The 17,347-nt window shown below is 51.4% G+C and carries 14 protein-coding genes and 1 pseudogene; 12 read left to right on the top strand and 3 right to left on the bottom strand.

Annotated features, from left to right (window positions below; all coding sequences use genetic code 11):
* The first annotated feature begins 22 nt into the window (after positions 1 to 22).
* From AC02Y0_RS23280 to AC02Y0_RS23255, 6 genes are all read left to right on the top strand, one after another.
* Complete coding sequence (locus tag AC02Y0_RS23280) at positions 23 to 271, top strand: PqqD family protein (RefSeq protein WP_476384235.1); 249 nt, start codon at positions 23 to 25, stop codon at positions 269 to 271.
* The gene (locus tag AC02Y0_RS23275; RefSeq protein ID WP_476384234.1) at positions 249 to 644 is read left to right on the top strand and encodes a lasso peptide biosynthesis B2 protein; all 396 of its coding nucleotides are present in this window, start codon (positions 249 to 251) and stop codon (positions 642 to 644) included. Before AC02Y0_RS23280 ends, AC02Y0_RS23275 begins: the two co-directional genes overlap by 23 nt.
* 5 nt (positions 645 to 649) lie before the next feature.
* Complete coding sequence (locus AC02Y0_RS23270) at positions 650 to 2,491, top strand: asparagine synthase-related protein (RefSeq protein ID WP_476384233.1); 1,842 nt, start codon at positions 650 to 652, stop codon at positions 2,489 to 2,491.
* A gap of 1 nt (position 2,492) precedes the next feature.
* On the top strand, positions 2,493 to 3,389 hold the full coding sequence (locus AC02Y0_RS23265) for a hypothetical protein (protein ID WP_476384391.1): 897 nt from the start codon (positions 2,493 to 2,495) through the stop codon (positions 3,387 to 3,389).
* Positions 3,379 to 5,139 (top strand): ATP-binding cassette domain-containing protein, encoded by a 1,761-nt coding sequence (locus AC02Y0_RS23260; protein ID WP_476384232.1) that lies wholly within the window; start codon positions 3,379 to 3,381, stop codon positions 5,137 to 5,139. The genes AC02Y0_RS23265 and AC02Y0_RS23260 overlap by 11 nt, the downstream gene beginning before the upstream one ends.
* Positions 5,140 to 5,228: 89 nt before the next feature.
* Positions 5,229 to 6,206 (top strand): NAD-dependent epimerase/dehydratase family protein, encoded by a 978-nt coding sequence (locus tag AC02Y0_RS23255; protein ID WP_476384231.1) that lies wholly within the window; start codon positions 5,229 to 5,231, stop codon positions 6,204 to 6,206.
* Between the two features lie 16 nt (positions 6,207 to 6,222).
* Here AC02Y0_RS23255 and AC02Y0_RS23250 read toward each other — a convergent pair whose 3' ends face one another.
* Genes AC02Y0_RS23250 through AC02Y0_RS23240 form a run of 3 tightly spaced genes read right to left on the bottom strand, consistent with a single transcriptional unit; the run spans position 6,223 to position 10,441 of the window.
* Positions 6,223 to 8,382, bottom strand: a complete 2,160-nt coding sequence (locus AC02Y0_RS23250; RefSeq protein ID WP_476384230.1) for a GumC family protein — start codon at positions 8,380 to 8,382, stop codon at positions 6,223 to 6,225.
* Positions 8,383 to 8,390: 8 nt separating this feature from the next.
* Complete coding sequence (locus AC02Y0_RS23245; protein ID WP_476384229.1) at positions 8,391 to 9,167, bottom strand: family 16 glycosylhydrolase; 777 nt, start codon at positions 9,165 to 9,167, stop codon at positions 8,391 to 8,393.
* Positions 9,168 to 9,169: 2 nt separating this feature from the next.
* On the bottom strand, positions 9,170 to 10,441 hold the full coding sequence (locus AC02Y0_RS23240) for an O-antigen ligase family protein (protein ID WP_476384228.1): 1,272 nt from the start codon (positions 10,439 to 10,441) through the stop codon (positions 9,170 to 9,172).
* A gap of 460 nt (positions 10,442 to 10,901) precedes the next feature.
* Between AC02Y0_RS23240 and AC02Y0_RS23235 the strand changes: the two genes are divergently transcribed.
* From AC02Y0_RS23235 to AC02Y0_RS23210, 6 genes and pseudogenes are all read left to right on the top strand, one after another.
* Positions 10,902 to 11,690: a metallophosphoesterase family protein gene (locus AC02Y0_RS23235; RefSeq protein WP_476384227.1), complete on the top strand. Its 789-nt coding sequence runs from the start codon at positions 10,902 to 10,904 to the stop codon at positions 11,688 to 11,690.
* Positions 11,691 to 11,835: 145 nt separating this feature from the next.
* The gene (locus AC02Y0_RS23230; protein ID WP_476384226.1) at positions 11,836 to 12,825 is read left to right on the top strand and encodes a glycosyltransferase family 2 protein; all 990 of its coding nucleotides are present in this window, start codon (positions 11,836 to 11,838) and stop codon (positions 12,823 to 12,825) included.
* A gap of 259 nt (positions 12,826 to 13,084) precedes the next feature.
* Positions 13,085 to 14,140: a glycosyltransferase family protein gene (locus tag AC02Y0_RS23225; protein WP_476384225.1), complete on the top strand. Its 1,056-nt coding sequence runs from the start codon at positions 13,085 to 13,087 to the stop codon at positions 14,138 to 14,140.
* A 63-nt stretch (positions 14,141 to 14,203) separates the two neighbouring features.
* Complete coding sequence (locus AC02Y0_RS23220) at positions 14,204 to 15,139, top strand: glycosyltransferase (protein WP_476384224.1); 936 nt, start codon at positions 14,204 to 14,206, stop codon at positions 15,137 to 15,139.
* A 2-nt stretch (positions 15,140 to 15,141) separates the two neighbouring features.
* On the top strand, positions 15,142 to 16,086 hold the full coding sequence (locus tag AC02Y0_RS23215; RefSeq protein WP_476384223.1) for a glycosyltransferase family 2 protein: 945 nt from the start codon (positions 15,142 to 15,144) through the stop codon (positions 16,084 to 16,086).
* A gap of 179 nt (positions 16,087 to 16,265) precedes the next feature.
* Positions 16,266 to 17,288: pseudogene (locus AC02Y0_RS23210) on the top strand (transposase).
* The last annotated feature ends 59 nt before the right edge of the window (positions 17,289 to 17,347 follow it).

Genomic DNA, 17,347 nt, shown 5'->3' with positions numbered 1-17,347 from the left:
CACCTGCAAGCAGAATGTATTCGTGACCGAACTAGCAGACAAATTGGCGCTGCTGGATATGGAGTCAGGTACATATTACACGCTGAACGATACGGGCAGATCTGTTTGGGCAAGCATCAGCGAAGGTAAGGATCGCGATTCTGCGGTCAAAGACCTATGTCTACAATTTGATGTTACTCATGAGGCCGCAGCAATGGATGTAGACAACTTGCTCATAACATTAGCGGAAAACGGACTCATACACAGAAATGTTCACTCCGATAAAGAGTAAACTCCGCCATCTAAAGTTCGTGCTCTGCCTCGCTTCCCTCCATTTCTTGCTGCGCGTTGTTAGGGCTGAGAATTTAATCAAAGTTCTTCCGCAGAATGGCTCTTTAGAAGCGCCCAAAAGGTTTGCGCACGAAACCTTCGTTTCAATCAGAGCCGCATCACTAAGCGTGAGGTTCGCGACCTGCCTTCCGCAGGCTCTGCTTGCTAGACTGGTACTCGCTCGGCAAGGGTATAAAGCACCGATATACATCGGAGTAAACACAGTCGATGGGAATCTAGTGGCTCATGCATGGACCATGAGTGGTGAATTCATCGTTTCAGGCGGACCGCAGGAGGTTGTCCAAACCTTCAAGACAATACGAGTACTGGATTAATATACATGGGCGGCATCGCTGGCATTGTATTTAGCTCGAAAGAACAGAGTGATATCTCGCTCTCGTTGGCTACCAAAATGAGCTATCGCGCGATCGACGGATCTTCAACCGCGGCGGAAGCGGGTGCAGCTTTCGTAAATTTGTATCGTAGACCGCATTGCGGCTATAGCATACATCCGCCAGCGGTTGATTTCGATGAGAACGTCTTTGTCACCAGCGACTCCCGCATCGATAATCGAGAGCACCTTTTAAACGATCTCGGACTTCAAGAGGCTAGCGATCACGAACTGATCTACAGGGCTTGGCTAAAGTGGGGGCAATGTTTCGCGGAAAAGCTACTAGGCGATTTTGCTTTTGCTATATACGAAAAACGAAACTCACGTCTTCTTTTGGGCCGCGATCCCCTTGGAGTAAAACCCCTGTTCTACTGTTGGACACCGGCTGGCCTCGTGTTCGCGTCGGAAATAGCGCCTTTGGCTGACCTGAACGACAAATGTTTGCTTAGTGAAGCGCATATCAAGAATTTTTTATTAGGTCAGTCGACTGATACCGACGAAACAGCGATAAAGGGCATCTTCCGCGTACCGGCAGCCCATACTGTTACCATGACGCGTAACTGCAAGCCACAAGCTCTACAATACTGGGATCCTTATTCGATTAAGGTCAAGGGTGAGGCCTCGCCTGAAAAGCTGTGGTGTCTTTTAGCCGAGTCTGTAAGGTTGAGGTCAAGAAACATCGGAGCAGTCGGATACGCTTGCAGCGGGGGCTTGGACTCGACGTCAATTTGCTATGCCGCCGTAACGCCTGAAGGGCAGGTTTCGCAGCCCCTAAGGACCTTTTCTATCGTGTTTGACGAAACACCGAATGACAGCGAAAGATCCTTCATAGAAATAGCCGTAGATGATTTGTCCGCAGATGCGAAATTTGTTGACATGAGTGATTATGATCCTGTCGGTGAGCTTGCACAGCATTTACAGGAGCAGTCAAGAATATTCCACGCGCCCGGCTTGGTATTGACCGGTGAACTCTACCGAGCCGCTAAAGCATCAGACTGTACAGCCTTCATGGACGGCCATGGAGGCGACGAAGTTATGTCACATGGCTTTTACCGTTTAGCGGAACTTGCGCGTGAAAAGAAATGGCTCACGTTGTGGCGCTGCACTAAGGCGGCACACGAGACATGGGGAGAACCGAGGGCACGGTTATTTATACTCTATTTCCTGCGCTACTGTACGCATAGGTTCTACCGGATTAGGAAGCGGCTAATAGATCTATTAGCGCGACAGAGTCAGGTCGAAGAGATTCTTGGAACGCGATTTCAAGCCGAAGAGTCAAACATAGACGTAACAGCGCTAAAAGGCACCGAACCTGGTTCGAACGCTGATCATATCGCGAGCGTCTTCGGACCGAGAGTGAGCGAAAGTCTGGAGATCCTAGAGCTGGCCGCAGCCAGGAGAGGGATAGAGGTTCGATTTCCCTTCTTCGATAGGCAATTGGTAGAATACGCTCTGTCTCTACCGGAAAGCGCTAAACTTAACGAACAATGGGCACGGGCAATATTTAGACAAGCCCTAAAGGGAAGGGTACCGGATCAGATACGCCTCCGGCCTGCAAAATTCGACTTCACTGTTCATATGGCGAGAGGCCTTCGCAATAATGCTGCGACTGTTATGAATGCAATTCTTTCTTCCAACACAATGGACGACATGATGAACATCAACACCGTTCGAAAATCATGGACGAACATTCAGAGTGGGGATGAAACTTCCGCCAACATAGATACGCTTACGGTTTGGCGATCAATTGTACTGTATGAGTGGCTGCGCGTAATGAGGCATGGTGCGTGAAATGAATCTATATAAATTGTACGGCTATGTAATCGATAGCGCAGTAGATTTAAACTTACCGCCGTCACTGGTAGGCGACGCCGACATAATTGTCCGCTTTGCGCCTGAAATTGATGGGAAGTTCCCTGAATATTTGAAAAGCAGTCACTTTGAAGACGAATACCAGAGATTATACTGGCCATTTCTTGGAATTGCTGAGATTTATTCTGGAAAAAAAGTTATCTTTACACCGCTGAATGATGTAGATATCTCCCTTTTTTCTTTTGCATTGGTCGGGCCGGTTATAGGGATGATTTTGCACACAAAATCTTTTTTGACGCTGCACGCTAGTTGTATTGCCTTGGAGGGAAAAGGCGTCGCTTTCATGGGAGACAAGGGTGCTGGTAAATCAACTATAGCTGCAGCACTAATGGAAGGTGGGCATCAACTCGTCGCTGATGACATCGCCGCTATCAAAGTCGAGAACGGCTTGGACGTTTGCCAATATGGATACCCGTCGATGAAACTATCTGAGGCGACACTCTCCGCCTTTCCTAAAGCCTTCGACGGCCAACCTCAATTTGCGCGGTCACCAATTGGCGACAAGCATATTGTGAAACTGCCCGAACCCCATCGAACCAGCGTACCTCTCGCCAGCTTATTCCTTCTTGGAAGAGGTTCCGAACCCCGGCTACGCCGACTAACGGACGAAGAGGCATTTGCTTGTCTGATGCGATACAGCTACCCAATCCGATTTGGAAATGACGTACTGCGAATTAGCGTCAGTAAATCATTCGTTGAGAACGTCGCAGCCACTTCAAATCGGATACCTGTTTATGAACTTACATCTGTAGATAGCATCGACCAGATATCTGAATCTGTAAAGCTTGTGGAGCAGGCAGTGACCGATGGCCGATAACCCATCCGTTCATAGACGCTTTGAACATGAGGCATATCCGCTCTTGCGCTATGCTAAAGATAGATCCCCAACCCGGTTCTGGATAGCCGTAGCGGCCTTAACTCTCGGCATCGGGCTCGAGGGCGTGTCAGTGTTCTTGCTGATACCGCTATTTGGTTTTCTTGCCGCACGCAACACAGATATCAGCCAGCCAATAATATTAAGCCTTCCAGATTGGTTGTGGAATCGTGACCTCGCATTCACGCTTCACGAAATACTAATATTTTTCGTTTTTCTAATCATATTAGCCTCAGCAATAAATAGAGCTAAGACGCTCTTTATTTCGAGTATTGTTTTAGATACGACGAAAATGATCCGCATTGACTTATTTGACGCTATCAGCAGGGCAAAATGGGGATTTATATCGTCAAAAAGGAAGACAGACATTGAATACTTGCTGAACGGCAGTATCGAAAAACTCCAGGGAGCAATGTCAGCGGCGTTCTCTCTTGTCCAAAATGTTATAGCGCTGATGCTTTACACCAGCATTTCAATTGCTGTTTCACCTATGACCACTCTAGCAGCCTTTTTATCCGGGATAATATTGTTTTTACTATCCTCGAATGCGCGGAAATTAAGTGTGCAGTTCGGCAAGAGACACATTGAGTTATCAAAAGATCAACTTCGCTTCACATCAAACTTTGTACATGGGCTGAAGCTCGTTAAAAGCAACTCAGCAGAACCCATATTTAGGCGGATCGCCAACGATGCATTCGAAAAAGCGGATAAAGAATACAAACTCTACATATCTCGCGTCACATTGTCCAGTCTGATTGTTCAATCGCTCAACATTATATTTGCAGTGCTCGTATTGTACGTAGCGCTTGTTTATGTGCGCTTATCAATCGAGTATGTAATATTTTTGTTTGTTATATTCCTTCGAATAAACCCACGCTTTTCATCGCTTCAGAGCAACTTTGAGCAACTGTTGGCGGATTCTCCTGTATTTCTCGATATTAGGAGTTTGGAGCGTGAATGTATTTCGCGGGCTGAGCCATCGCACAATACATCTGCAGATGATTTGAATATATTTGAGGGCGATATTAAACTGGAAAGCATCTCTCTAGTCAGAGGAGGCGTTTTTGTACTCAGAGACGTCAGTTTACGCATTAGAAGGAACGATCTGACAGTGATTTGTGGGGATTCAGGTAGTGGTAAGACGACAGTTGCTGATGTAGTAATGGGCCTGCTTGAACCGCAAAGCGGAGCTGTTTATGTGGGGGACCAGATCCTATCGGTCGACAATATGAAAATATGGCGGGACAATATTTCTTACGTGCCTCAGCAGAGTTTCTTGCTCTCTGCTACGGTTAGAGAAAATCTAGCTTTCGGCACTAGCGGCGCAACGGATGAACATATCTACATTTCACTCGATCGCTCAAATGCTCGTGCATTAGTTGACAGCATGCCGCACGGACTCGACACTCTGGTCGGAGACGGTGGTACCCAGATATCTGGGGGAGAGCTGCAACGTTTGGCGTTGGCGCGCGCACTCGTTCGCTCTCCGGGTCTCCTCATATTGGACGAGGTCACCAGTGGCCTTGATTCCGGCAATCGAGATCTCATCCTTGATTCGCTATTTCGCTTGAGACAGGAAATGACAATCTTGATGATCACGCACGATGAGGAGATTGTAAGACGGGCGCCTAATATAATTGAATTGGTTAATGGCCGATCGACTAATAACACTGATCTCAACGACCGGAGCTGATTGTGTGTTTAGCTCGGCTAAAATTAAATCGATGAGAGAAAACATCAAAAATCCTTTGCCTCCCAAGCAAGCAATTCGAGGAGTTTACAGTGTCCGTTTCCAGTGAAGATACAATCAACCTCGTCACCGGCGCCTCGGGCTTCATTGGCACCCACCTCATCCGCCGGCTCGTGAAACAAGGCCGAACGGTAATTGCGCTGGACCGAAAGCCGCCCCGCGAGACTCACCCAAGTGTACAGTACATCAATGCAGATGTGCGCGATCTCAGTCATGTTCAGATCAATACGCCACTTAATATAATTTACAATTTTGCTGCAGTTCATACGACGCCCGGGCATGAACCGTACGAGTATTATTCTACAAATGTTTTGGGTGCACTGGAAGTGACACGGCTTGCTGATCGGGCGGGGGCGGGCGAAATTGTGTTTACCAGCTCGATATCAGTTTATGGTCCGAGCGAGACCATGAAAACTGAGGACAGCTCACCTGAGCCCGTTTCCGACTACGGACATTCAAAGCTCCAGGCGGAAAGGATCCACGAGAATTGGCTCGGAACCGGTTCTGCCAATAAAAAACTTACGGTGATGCGCCCCGCAGTCGTGTTTGGAGCAGGCGAATATGGAAACTTTACACGGCTCGCGAAACTTCTGAAAAAAGGCATATTCATTTATCCAGGTCGCAAGGACACCATTAAGTCCTGCATTTACGTCGACGACCTGCTGGACGCCATGGAGTTTGCTCGACAACGAAATGAGGGACATATAGTCGTAAATGGCTCTTATCCATCGCGGCCGACACTGGAAGAGATTGTGACTGCTTTGAAAACAGACTATTTCACTGGCGCCAGGACTGTGACTGTCCCGCGTATAGCTGTTACATCAGCCGCCAAGGTCATTGGCGCAGCCGGCTTTCTCGATCTTGGGATACATCCGGACCGCGTCATGAAACTTGTCCGATCGACCGATGTGTACCCCCAATGGCTCGTCGATAACAATTTTCCGTTTCCGGCAGCACTCGCTGATGTCTTCAAGCGTTGGCATCGGGATACGAAAGGCGACTTTATTTGAATGATCGGAGACTGAGCTATTTCAGGTTCAACACGCCCCTCAGCCGCCTCGACCTGATGAACTTGTTTTCCTCGAGTGCCCGCAAGACTGCTATGCGAGCAGTCTTGCGTGGTGCGAGGACTAGAATCAGCTCCTCTACAGAACCATAGGCCGACGCGTGATCCCGTAATGTGCTCAGGTCAGGCATATCGAGGATGATAAGATCATATAAATCCGTTTGCGATCGGGCATGCTCGATACAGGATTTGAGCATGAGATCCAGATTACTTTCCGGTCCTGATCGGAATTGAGTAAGAGAGAGAAAGTCCAGCCCGGTGGCTTCGTCATGAAAAATCCGCGCCTTCGGACCATTTTCAGATCCCGAGAGACCTTCAGGGGCTATAGTGGATGTCAGGTTCTTTCTGTTGAAGGAAGCGTCGACCAGAAGAACTTTTCTTCCTTCACTCACGAGCAGCAGTGACAGATTGACCGCGAATGTCGACTTACCATCCATGGGCAGCACGGAGGTCACACCGACCATTTTGGCCACGGCCGCAGGTCTATCTCTGCTGATGAGCAGATACGCACGACGCAAGGTCTCTGCGTATGGACTTACCGGATGATCGATCGCGTAAGAAAATCTGCCGTTGGCAACATGCAGACCTGCTCTATTGCGCCTCCGCATCAACCTGGATCTTGTACCGAACCTTGGCAAGGCGCCCACCAAGTCGACACCATAGGAACTCAACAGCACTTCAGCATCCGTAACGGACTTGTCCCGCAGCTGGATGAAGGCTGCCAAGCCCGTGCCGACGATGAGCCCGGCTAGCAGCGACGCGGTGATGATCATGGCAGGATTTGGAAGAGCCGGATGAATTGTCGCGCGGGCGGGGGCGATGATTGCGGCCTCATTCAGAGGAACCGGTAATTTCTGGAGAGTTTCCTGATAACGAGCCAGAAACTCGGTATATACACTTTCTAAAGAAGAATACTCGCGCTCAAGTTCCCTCAACCCCGCTTCCGCTGTCCCTGCCTGTCCAGCCTCCTTCAGTGTCTGCTCGAACTCTGCCTGAAGTGCCTCAACGCGGGACCTTTCGATACCCACTTGGCTGCGAATACCCTGTCGTATCCGTTCGAGCTCCTCAGCCATCTGCCGTTCGAAGGCCAACATCTCCTCCTCATAGCGCTTCGTCTGCGCATGATCTGGCCCTTGGCTGGCGGCAAGTTCAGCCGCCATTTGCTGAGCCTCAAGATAGCGACGCCTCAATTCAGTTGATGTGGCGTTCTTGAGCGCTTCAGTAATCACAGCCTGCTTCTGTCCCGACACGAGTGCCAGCGTCAGAGAGTCATAGCGGGCTTCCGCCTTGGCAAGGCTTGAGGTAGCGTCAGACAAAGCCTGCGTGATCCTGGTAAGATCGTCACGGACCAGCGAACTCGGTTCGCTCCCCTCGAGATTATTAAGGTTTTTGTAGCGCTGAACCGCTTCATCGGCATTGCGAACACTGCGCTCCAACTCGTCGACACGCGTCTCAATCCACTCATTGGCAAGTGTGGTTGCGTCAAGCTTGGAAACGAGCCCATCCGAGGCAAATGCCCGAGCCAGAGCGTTTGCTACATCGGCGGCCAGTTGCGGATCTGTAGCGTAGTGAGTGATCTCGAGTATTGCATCGGAGCGCACGACATCAACGACAGTTGATTGCTGAATGCTCTGTACGATAAGCCACTGAGGGACTTCGGCTTGGCCTATTTCGTTCGCTTCCGGCAGAATGCTCGGTCGCCCTCGGAGATAATCCAGGTAGCTTTTACCGGGGGCCAGATAACGGGGATCCTGCACTAGGTTAAGTTGCTCGACTGCCGAGGACACGACCAGATCCGAAAGCACCAGTTCAGCCTGGGTCATGAGCCAGACGTCATCAACATCCGGCGCTCCAAACAAAGGCATATCTGCAAACTCGAAAATATTGCCACGCTCCGCACTAACCACGACGGTTGATGCATAAATCAGCGTCGATCGCCCCAGAGCAAACATGCCGATGACGAGGCAGATGAGAACCGAACAAGCGATGAGGCGCGCGTGGCGTCGGATAAACCTGCCGATCTCCGCCGCCCCCACGACGAAATCTACCTCTTCAAGATCAGTCCAGCCCTGCGCCGCCCGAATATTCAAAGTGTGTATTGCCTCTTTTTTTGCTGGCATTGTCCGGCCTAGTTGGCAGAACAAGCAACAGACCCTCTAAACTGGCATTTATCTCCGAGCCTCGTATAAGAAATACGATCTATCTCCAGAAAATAGGGGATGCTGGGCCTAACAAATTCCCCCATCCAGTCTGTCAAAGTATCCGAGCTCCACAGACTTGCAAAAATCTTCTGCGGCGTCACCGGTATCTTGTCCGGATCGTCAATGATCCTCACAGATTTACCGTTGATGAACCACTCCAGCTTGTCAGGTTTCCAAACGAATGCGTAGTCATTAAATTGCGCACTTAAAGGTTGATCCTGAATGTCTATCCCGTTGGCGCCGTCGCCGTCGACATGGACGTTAAGCCAGACTGACGACGGCTGACGCATCAGCAGTTCCACGTCAATCTCGTCATGCCGCGTTCCCATATGAGGGCCCGTGTATGTGAAGAATGCAGCATTGAAGCCAGAAGAAGGCTTTGGCGCACGCATTCTCACTTCGAATGTTCCATGGGAATAGATCTCCGTGCTTTGAACTTCGGCGCACTGGTAGCGACCCGATCCTTGATTGAAATGCAACTGCAGGATGCCCGATCGGATCCGAGCATTCGACTTCGTCCAGTAACAGTTCTGATGGGCGCCGTTTGTCCAACCGTCAGATACGTACCACTTTTGTTCAGAAAGATTGTTGAAGTTCTCAACAAAGCTCACACCACCGCCAGCGCGTACGTGTTGGCAAGCCACAAAGACTGAAACGAATGTCACGGCAGCGATGACGCTTTTGAACTTTTGATGCTGCTTCATCTTTAAACTCCTGCTCTCGAAGAGACATCTGCAGCATGGCCGCCACCGGCGACCACACCACCCAATCGATCCCCTTGACCCATGATCCTGACAAACTCATTTTGTTCGATGGTGCGCTGCTGCCGCGCGGATGCTTGAAGTGAACTGGCAACGCAGACCAGAACAAACGTGATGGCAGAGAATTCAGAGAAAACATCAACTTCAACAAGGCTTCTCGTTAGTACCAGGAAGACAAAGGCAGCTGCCCAGGCCAAGATTGGTTGCGGCTGCACAAACGCCAACTTGAGGACACGGATTGAAATCGACCAGAGGACGTAGAGTTGTAAAGCCATGCCAAGGAGCCCGATCTCCACCGCGTTCGAGAGATAGGTGTTGTGAAAATGAAAGCCGGAACGCGATTCAATGTAGAACATCCGCCAAAGCTCCTCAGCCTCGGGATTGCCCTGCACCCAGAATGCACGATAGCCGAGCCCAAAGACAGGGTTCTGTCCTATATACTCGATGGCCTTTTCCCAGAGATCCGTCCTTCCCGTTAGGGTCGGATCCTTGCCGGTCGAAACAATCAGCTGAATAAGCAGCTCGCCGACAAGTTCGTTAAGAACGATGCCAACCAGTAAGGCGAGGATTGCCATCAGAAGCAGCGAGATTCTCGTCGACATTTCATATCTCTTGAGGAGCATGAAAGCCGTGTAGGCAACTAAGGTGGAAAAGGCGCTCACTATCGTCCCAACAGATTGGGCTCCGATCAAAACCGCTACTGAGCCGAGTATTGAGGCATATACGATCACTCTCATGTATATGTTTCTATAGTAGCTCAGAACATAGATGCCACATATCAGAACGATAAGCGCGTAAATCGCGAACTGGTTTTTGCTTCCGAAGATCCCGGACCACGGGGCACTGGACGGGATGTTCCCAATCGCAAAGCTGAGCACAACTGGCACTAGGTGCGACCAAAACGTAAACCGCGCAATTGTCTGGATACTCAGATGCGATCCGACGGAGATGGCAATTGCGATGGTTAGCGCCAGAAAAATACCAAGCCGGGCACTTATAGTCGGATAATCCGACCACAAAACGGATGCGAAGCAGTAGACCGGGATCAGTGTGATCGCAGTCGAGCTCATGGCCGCCAGACTACGGTTGAGAGTCAGGGCAACAACAGCGGTGCCAGCCAACAGAAAAATCAGCGCGGCAAATGTGGCAAAGGCGGGCACCAGTGACAGGGCAATCATTGCGAGGAGCGCCAGGGAGCGAACAATCCCGATCCTCATGCAAAGTCCCTCATCCAGTCATCGAGAATGATGCTAGGCATTTTCTGCGCTTCAACCCTTCTAGTATGATCTAACCTGTAGCACTAAACGAAATTTTTGATCGATTCCAACAAGTCTGAGATACAGGCGTCTTCAATACACGTCATATCAGACCCGCGCACGTCAACCACCTGACACAATCGGCCTATTCTCGTCTTGATCGGCGGACCACTCCTTAATTGCAGGTTGATTGAAATACGGGGCAGATAATGACATGACACGGTCGACACAACTGCTCTCCTGATCCGCCGTCATGCAAGAGTCGTTTCGAGTTAGCATTTTGCAGCGCACTCTCGGATGATCGACAAGAACCGTACCGATCGATTAGATTGACCTCCCGGCAAGCTTCGCGACCACCGAGAGGGACGAATGCACTGGAAGCCTAGGAAGCCGGATCACTTTGGACACGCCAGGACAGGTTTTGTTACGTTCCATCTTCAAAAAGATCATAGGCGGCACGACGTCGCAGTCGCCACCCTCACGGCGGCGGCTGTCGATCACAAATATTCCAAGCATCATATATGCCGTCGGGGACATCCATGGATGCCTCAAGAACCTGATGATTTTGGACAACATGATATTGTCGGAGGCAAAAACTCTCCCTGGGCGGAAGGCAATCATATACCTGGGCGACTACATCGACAGGGGCCCGCACTCGGCGCATGTTATCGAGTACTTCTGCAGGCGCTTGGAATCTCAGGTCGACACCGGAATAACGCTCCTGAATTTGTGCGGAAACCACGAGGAGATGTTTCTCTCCTTCATCGATACGACCGGTGATAGTGAAAAATGGCTCACTTATGGGGGAATTGAAACTCTTAAATCCTATGGTATCAGAACAGCGAACAAAACGGCCAGACAGCTGGCGCTGGAAGCGGCAGAGGCCGTGCCGCTCTCTCATATTGAGTTTCTCAGGAGCCTTCCATCCGCCATCAGGCTGCGAAACTACTGGTTTGTTCACGGCTTCGTGGATCCCAAGCGCAGCTTCGAACAGCAGAAGGAGACAACGATCATGTGGGCACGCCCTGAGGATTTCAAATGGCCCAACCAGGGCGCCGAATTCACTGTTGTTCACGGACATACGCCGGTCGAGGATGTCAGCATTCAGCCGAACCGAATCAATGTTGATACCGGCGCCTTTGCAACGGGCGTTCTTTCCGCCGTCCGGATTTCAGGGAATGACTTCAGCGTAATACACTCAAAGATATAGGCTGAACAAAGCCACCAGTGATAAGCCTGCTCACGATCATCAATGCGAGGACGCATAAAAATTGTGGAAACGGATCTATATCGCACCGGTTGCCAGAAACTGATGTAAGCTGGCGACAACAGTATTCCTCGGGGAAAGGCAATCGATGGAACTCGCTCGGGTCTGTGTGGTGATTGCGGCCTACAATGCTCGCGATACGATCCAAAGAGCCATTGCTTCGGCCCTAGCAGAACCGGAGGTTCTCGAAGTGGTCGTCTTTGATGACGCCTCAAGCGACGATACCTCGGCCGAAGCGCTGCTTGCCGATGATGGGTCGAAAAGGCTCAAGGTGATCAGGAGCGAGGTTAATCTCGGGCCTTCAATCGGCAGGAACAAGGCGATTGCGGCCTCGACGGCGCCACTGATTTCCATTCTTGACGCTGACGACTTTTTCATTCCCGGACGCTTCAAATCGATGCTTGAAGTCAGCGATTGGGATTTGCTCGCGGACAACATTCTATTCGTTACGGATGTCACTCAATGCAAAGAGTTCAAAGATCCGACGGATATGCGGCAGGAACCAATTTCTCTGAACGCGCCAGCGTTTGTTGCGGGGAATTTACCGAACAAGCAATTCGCACGTGGACAACTCGGCTTCCTGAAGCCCGTCGTCTCGCGGGCATTCCTGGACCTACACGATCTGAGATACAATGAAACCATGAGGCTTGGTGAAGATTATGATCTTTATCTCCGATGCCTCGTCGCCGGTGCAAAATTCAAACTCATGAAATCCTGCGGTTACTGCGCCGTGGTCAGGCGTAACTCCCTGAGCAGCCAGCATGCCACGGAAGATCTGAAGAACCTTTATCTAGCCGACATGAAGGTCCTGACCAAGCCAGATCTGAGCGAAGACCTGAGATCTGTGCTGTCGGATCATGCAGGTCACATCAGATCGCGCTACGAGCATCGGTGGTTTCTGGATTTGAAGCGGTCCCGCGGACTTCTTGCAGCCGCAAGTTTCCTGTCTGAATCACCACGACGCTTCAGAGACGTTACGGCCGCCATTTTGCGGGACAAGATGAAGTTCATCCTCGCTCGAGACTCGTCCTCTACTGCTGGATCCCGTCTGCTGATGCCAGTCGATAATTCCCTTTGAATACCGAAAATTGATTTCACTGGTTGCCGCGGCCACTCAAGGGAACAAGAATAAACTCTTCATTCGCCATCTACTGCGAATAAAGCGTGAAGCTTGATTGAATGTTCCTTGCAGGATATGAGCGCAGATATCTGTGGCGGCCACATATGAGCTAAAAGATATCATGAGTCCAAATGTACTTTATCTAGCGCATGATGTGTCTGACCCCGCCATTCGACGCCGAGTTCTAATGCTGAAAGCCGGGGGCGCGAGACTATCCGTGGCAGGCTTTTTGCGTGACGACAACCTGCTCAAGAGCGACGCAGATTTGTCTCTCGTGCTTCTCGGCAAAACGGCTGACGGCCGTCTCGGCCAGAGAATCAGGGCCGTCCTCATTGCGTGGATCAGGCTGAGACGCTTGTTGGAAGGCCTTCCAAAGCCCGATCTGATCATAGCCCGCAATCTCGAGATGCTAGTGCTTTCCAAAGCAGTATCGCGCTGTTTCGGCGGGGTTCCGATCGTCTACGAATGCCTTGACATCCACCGGCTGCTGCTAGATCGCGGGATAAAGGGCCGGCTCTTACGAGCCACGGAAGCGCATTTCGGCAAGGCTGCTGTATTGCTCATGACCAGTTCACCCGCCTTCGTTACTCACTACTTCAAACCTATTTCAAAACTCAATTTGCCGTTCTTGCTTGTTGAAAACAAGGTGCTGGATCTCGGGGGAACAAGTGGAAGCACTCGTGACGCTCGTCCACCGGGCCCTGGCCAACCATGGCGCATCGGATGGTTCGGGGCGATCCGCTGTCGCAAAAGCCTTGATCTGCTGTCAAATTTCGCAATCTCCATGAAGGGCCAGGTCGAGATTGTCATTCGCGGTCGCGTTTCACCTAGAGAATTTCCGGATTTCGAACAGCAGATCGCGTCGCACCCATACATCTCTTTCCACGGAGCCTATCGCAATCCCGAGGATCTTGCGGACATCTATCACCAAGTGCAGTTTGTTTGGGCCATTGATTTCTTCGAAGAGGGATTGAACTCGGAGTGGCTACTTCCGAATCGGCTTTATGAAGGCGCACTTCATGGTGCAATTCCCATCGCACTCAAAAGTACTCAAACGGGGCAGCATCTCCAAACCATGGGCCTGGGCTTGCTGCTCGATGATGCTGAGCCTGAAACGCTCATGTCGTGTTTTGCAAGCCTGCAACTCTCAGATTACCAGGCAATGTCAGGTGCTCTCGCAAAAACGGACGACACGAGTTGGTCCATCAACGAGACGGGCTGCAGAGCCTTAGTTCGAACACTCGCAAATGCGGCAAAAATCACTTCCGAATGACCCCCTAATCCATGCTTTATAGAAGGAAGTACGGTTGTGGAAGAGAGCGCGGAAAGTGTGGACATGAAGATCGGGGAACAGCCAATGACGGTACAAGTTGACGTGGGGATCTGTACGTTTCGCCGCTCGGAACTTGCAAATGCGCTTCAGTCCTTGTTCGCCCAGGAGTTATCGTCAAACATAAAACTTCGATTGATTGTTGCCGACAATGATGAGCTTCCGAGCGCCGAGGCGCTGGTTGACAGCTTGCGTAGCGGATCCCCATTTGAAGTCTCCTACGTTCATTGCCCTATGTCGAATATATCCCTGGCTCGGAATGCCTGCCTCGATGAAAGCAGTGGAGACTATCTAGCATTTATCGATGACGATGAAACAGCCGGTCCAACCTGGATAGCCAGTCTTCTCGAAACTGCGATCAAGACAAAGGCCGATGTCGTGCTCGGTCCAGTCAAGGCAATCTACGCCACAAATGCGCCGACCTGGATGAAGGAGGGAGATTTTCACTCCACGCAGCCAGTATGGGTTAATGGGCAGATAAAAACCGGCTATACCTGTAATGTCCTTCTCGACATGAACTCCCGCTTCATCAAACATCGGAGGTTCGATCTGGCGCTTGGCCAAAGCGGTGGCGAGGACACTGCTTTCTTTGCAAATGTGACAGCCGACGGCGGCTATATAGCCTTCGCACCGCAGGCGAAGCTCGAGGAGCCTGTGCCTGCAAAACGAGCAAGTCTGTCCTGGCTCATCAATAGACGGTTCAGATCGGGACAGACCCATGGGCGGTTGCTACGCGCGCGCTCTTCATCGCTTCGGCTTATCAAGGAGTTGGGTCTTGCCGGACTAAAGGCGGTTTTTTGCCTGACAGCATGCGCCGCGAACGTCTTCTCAGCACCCGGCCGAACCGGGTTTCTCCTGCGAGCTGCACTGCATTTCGGGGCAATTGGTGGCCTTTTAGGAATGCGTGAATTGCGGCTATACGGCTCTGTGGAGGCAACGTGAGCGTGGACGATATCATCGATGTCACATTCGTGGTTGCGGCCTACAATACGCGGGAGACCATCTCAAGGACGCTGGCAAGCGCCTTGTCCCAGACTGATGTCTCTGTGGAGGTCATCGTTGTGGATGATTTCTCCACCGATGACACCGCCAAGGTTGTGCAACAGGTCATCGATCCACGTGTTCGGCTGATCAGGCTGGCGGAGAACCGTGGCCCTGGTGCTGCACGCAATCGAGGCATCGAACAGGCGCGTGGCCGATGGGTAGCCGTCCTTGATTCAGACGATGAAATCCTCCCGAATCGCTCAGCGAACATGATCGCCCAAGCCTTACGGTTGCGAGCGCAAATCGTTGTTGACAACCTCAAGGTCTCTGAAGCCGGGTCTAAGCCCGTGACAATGTTCTCACGCCAAGTCCTCGAGCAGCGGCCGACACTCAGTCTGGTGGAATTCATCGATTCCAACGTTCTGTTCAGATCCACGTTCAACTTCGGTTACCTCAAGCCGATGTTTTCGCGAGACTTCCTTCAGGATCACGATTTAAAGTTTGATGAAGGATTAAGGATCGGCGAAGACTATCTCCTGCTGGCCTCTGCCCTTGCCAGTGGTGGGATATGTGCAGTCGAACCCGAACCCGGATATATCTACAACGTCCGGGAAGGCTCAATATCGAGAGTTCTGAAGCTTGAGCACGTGGATGCCATGGTTGCCGCTGACCAACGCTTCTTAACCTTCTACAATCTTGATTCAGCTGCGGCCGTTGCGCAGCAGCGTCGGAGCCGCAGTCTAGAAGAGGCGCGCGCCTTTCTCATCCTTGTCGAGAACATTAAGCAGAAATCGCTCATCGCATCTCTTCAAGTGGCCCTGCGCAATCCGCGTGCATTACGCCATCTCCGGATGCCTATCACAAAACGTCTCCGCACTCTGCTCAGAATTGCGAAGCCGGTGTAATCGCACGGGACCGTCAGCGTCTCTGTTGATGGTCACAGTGTTGATTTCCACAGAGAGCTGACGTGGCGCGGCCCGCTAGGAGGTGCGAACGAAAACTTGGACCACCGGGAAGTATGACCTTCTGCCCGCCGTACTAATCCATTTTGAAGTAAGCTCTGGCCTGTTGGGAGGACCAGAGATTGAAGCGCAAGCGTTTCATTGACGAACAGATTATCGGTATATCGAGGGAGCATGAGACAGGCACACCGGTCATGGAGCTTTGCCGTAGGCACGGTGTCATCGATGCCAGCATCTATAAATGGAAAACGAAGTTCGGCGGCATAGACGTGTCGGAGGCCAAACGGCTTTAGAGGCTGGGGACGTGAACACGAAGCTGAAGCGGCTCCTGGCAGGTGCGATGCTCGACAACGCAGCTCTGAATGACCTGTTGGGAAAGAGATGGTGATGTCCACAGCAAGGCGGAAAGCTGTCGTGTATCTGATGGATCATCACCAGATGAGCGAACGTCGGGCGTGTAAAGCCAGCGACTTTTTGCCAATTGACGGTTCGTTACGAAACCAGGCGCAGCGATGACCATGACCTTCGCGAGCGGATGAGGGCGCTGGCGCATGAGCGTCGTCGCTTCGGTATCGGTGCCTTTATGTGCTTCACAAGCGCGCGGGGCACCTCATCAACCACAAGAAGCTCTTCCGGCTTTATCGGCAGAAGCTGACCCTGTGCAAACTTAGCGGCCGGAAACGAGCGATCGGTACACCAGCACCGATGCTGGTCCCGATAGTAGCCAATGACCATTGTTCGCTGAAGTTCGTGTCGGATCAACTCACCGATGGCCAAAGGCTCCGGGTACTGACGATCTTTAATGATTGCACCAGAGAATGCCTGGCCCTCGTCGCCTTACATTGCCTCCTGGCCTGCGCGTTGCCCGTAAGTTGGAGCGGATCATCGAGAGGCGTGGCAAGCCGAAGATGATCGTTCTCGTCCTAGAACCAAGCCCGATCGACGCTCTCAAGCTGGCGTAGCGACTAAAACGATGATCGACCACATTCCGGCCTCGGTTGGCTCACACCGGCCGAGTTCGCTCAGACCTTCAACCCGCAAAATGATGCGGTGCTGTGCAACAGGTAAGGGTCACACCGCAGCACGCCTCTACCGCCCCAAATGCAGCAAGCCAAATTAGCCGGAGCGAACTCAGAACTGGATAAAACTTGGGGGCAAGGTCACCCTGCCGGGTCCGCTATCATCAGAAATCAAAGTTTCTTTT

It is taken from the genome of Allorhizobium sp. nf9_anc, from assembly GCF_056323085.1.
Note: the sequence above shows the minus strand (reverse complement) of the source record. Positions and strands in the feature narration are given on the sequence as shown.

What these genes read in the sequence shown, in the direction of transcription:
- AC02Y0_RS23275 (WP_476384234.1), top strand. Translation starts at nt 249, where the DNA reads ATGTTCACTCCGATAAAGAGTAAACTCCGCCATCTAAAGTTCGTGCTC.
- AC02Y0_RS23270 (WP_476384233.1), top strand. Translation starts at nt 650, where the DNA reads ATGGGCGGCATCGCTGGCATTGTATTTAGCTCGAAAGAACAGAGTGAT.
- AC02Y0_RS23265 (WP_476384391.1), top strand. Translation starts at nt 2,493, where the DNA reads ATGAATCTATATAAATTGTACGGCTATGTAATCGATAGCGCAGTAGAT.
- AC02Y0_RS23260 (WP_476384232.1), top strand. Translation starts at nt 3,379, where the DNA reads ATGGCCGATAACCCATCCGTTCATAGACGCTTTGAACATGAGGCATAT.
- AC02Y0_RS23250 (WP_476384230.1), bottom strand. Translation starts at nt 8,382, where the DNA reads ATGCCAGCAAAAAAAGAGGCAATACACACTTTGAATATTCGGGCGGCG.
- AC02Y0_RS23245 (WP_476384229.1), bottom strand. Translation starts at nt 9,167, where the DNA reads ATGAAGCAGCATCAAAAGTTCAAAAGCGTCATCGCTGCCGTGACATTC.
- AC02Y0_RS23240 (WP_476384228.1), bottom strand. Translation starts at nt 10,441, where the DNA reads ATGAGGATCGGGATTGTTCGCTCCCTGGCGCTCCTCGCAATGATTGCC.
- AC02Y0_RS23230 (WP_476384226.1), top strand. Translation starts at nt 11,836, where the DNA reads ATGGAACTCGCTCGGGTCTGTGTGGTGATTGCGGCCTACAATGCTCGC.
- AC02Y0_RS23220 (WP_476384224.1), top strand. Translation starts at nt 14,204, where the DNA reads ATGAAGATCGGGGAACAGCCAATGACGGTACAAGTTGACGTGGGGATC.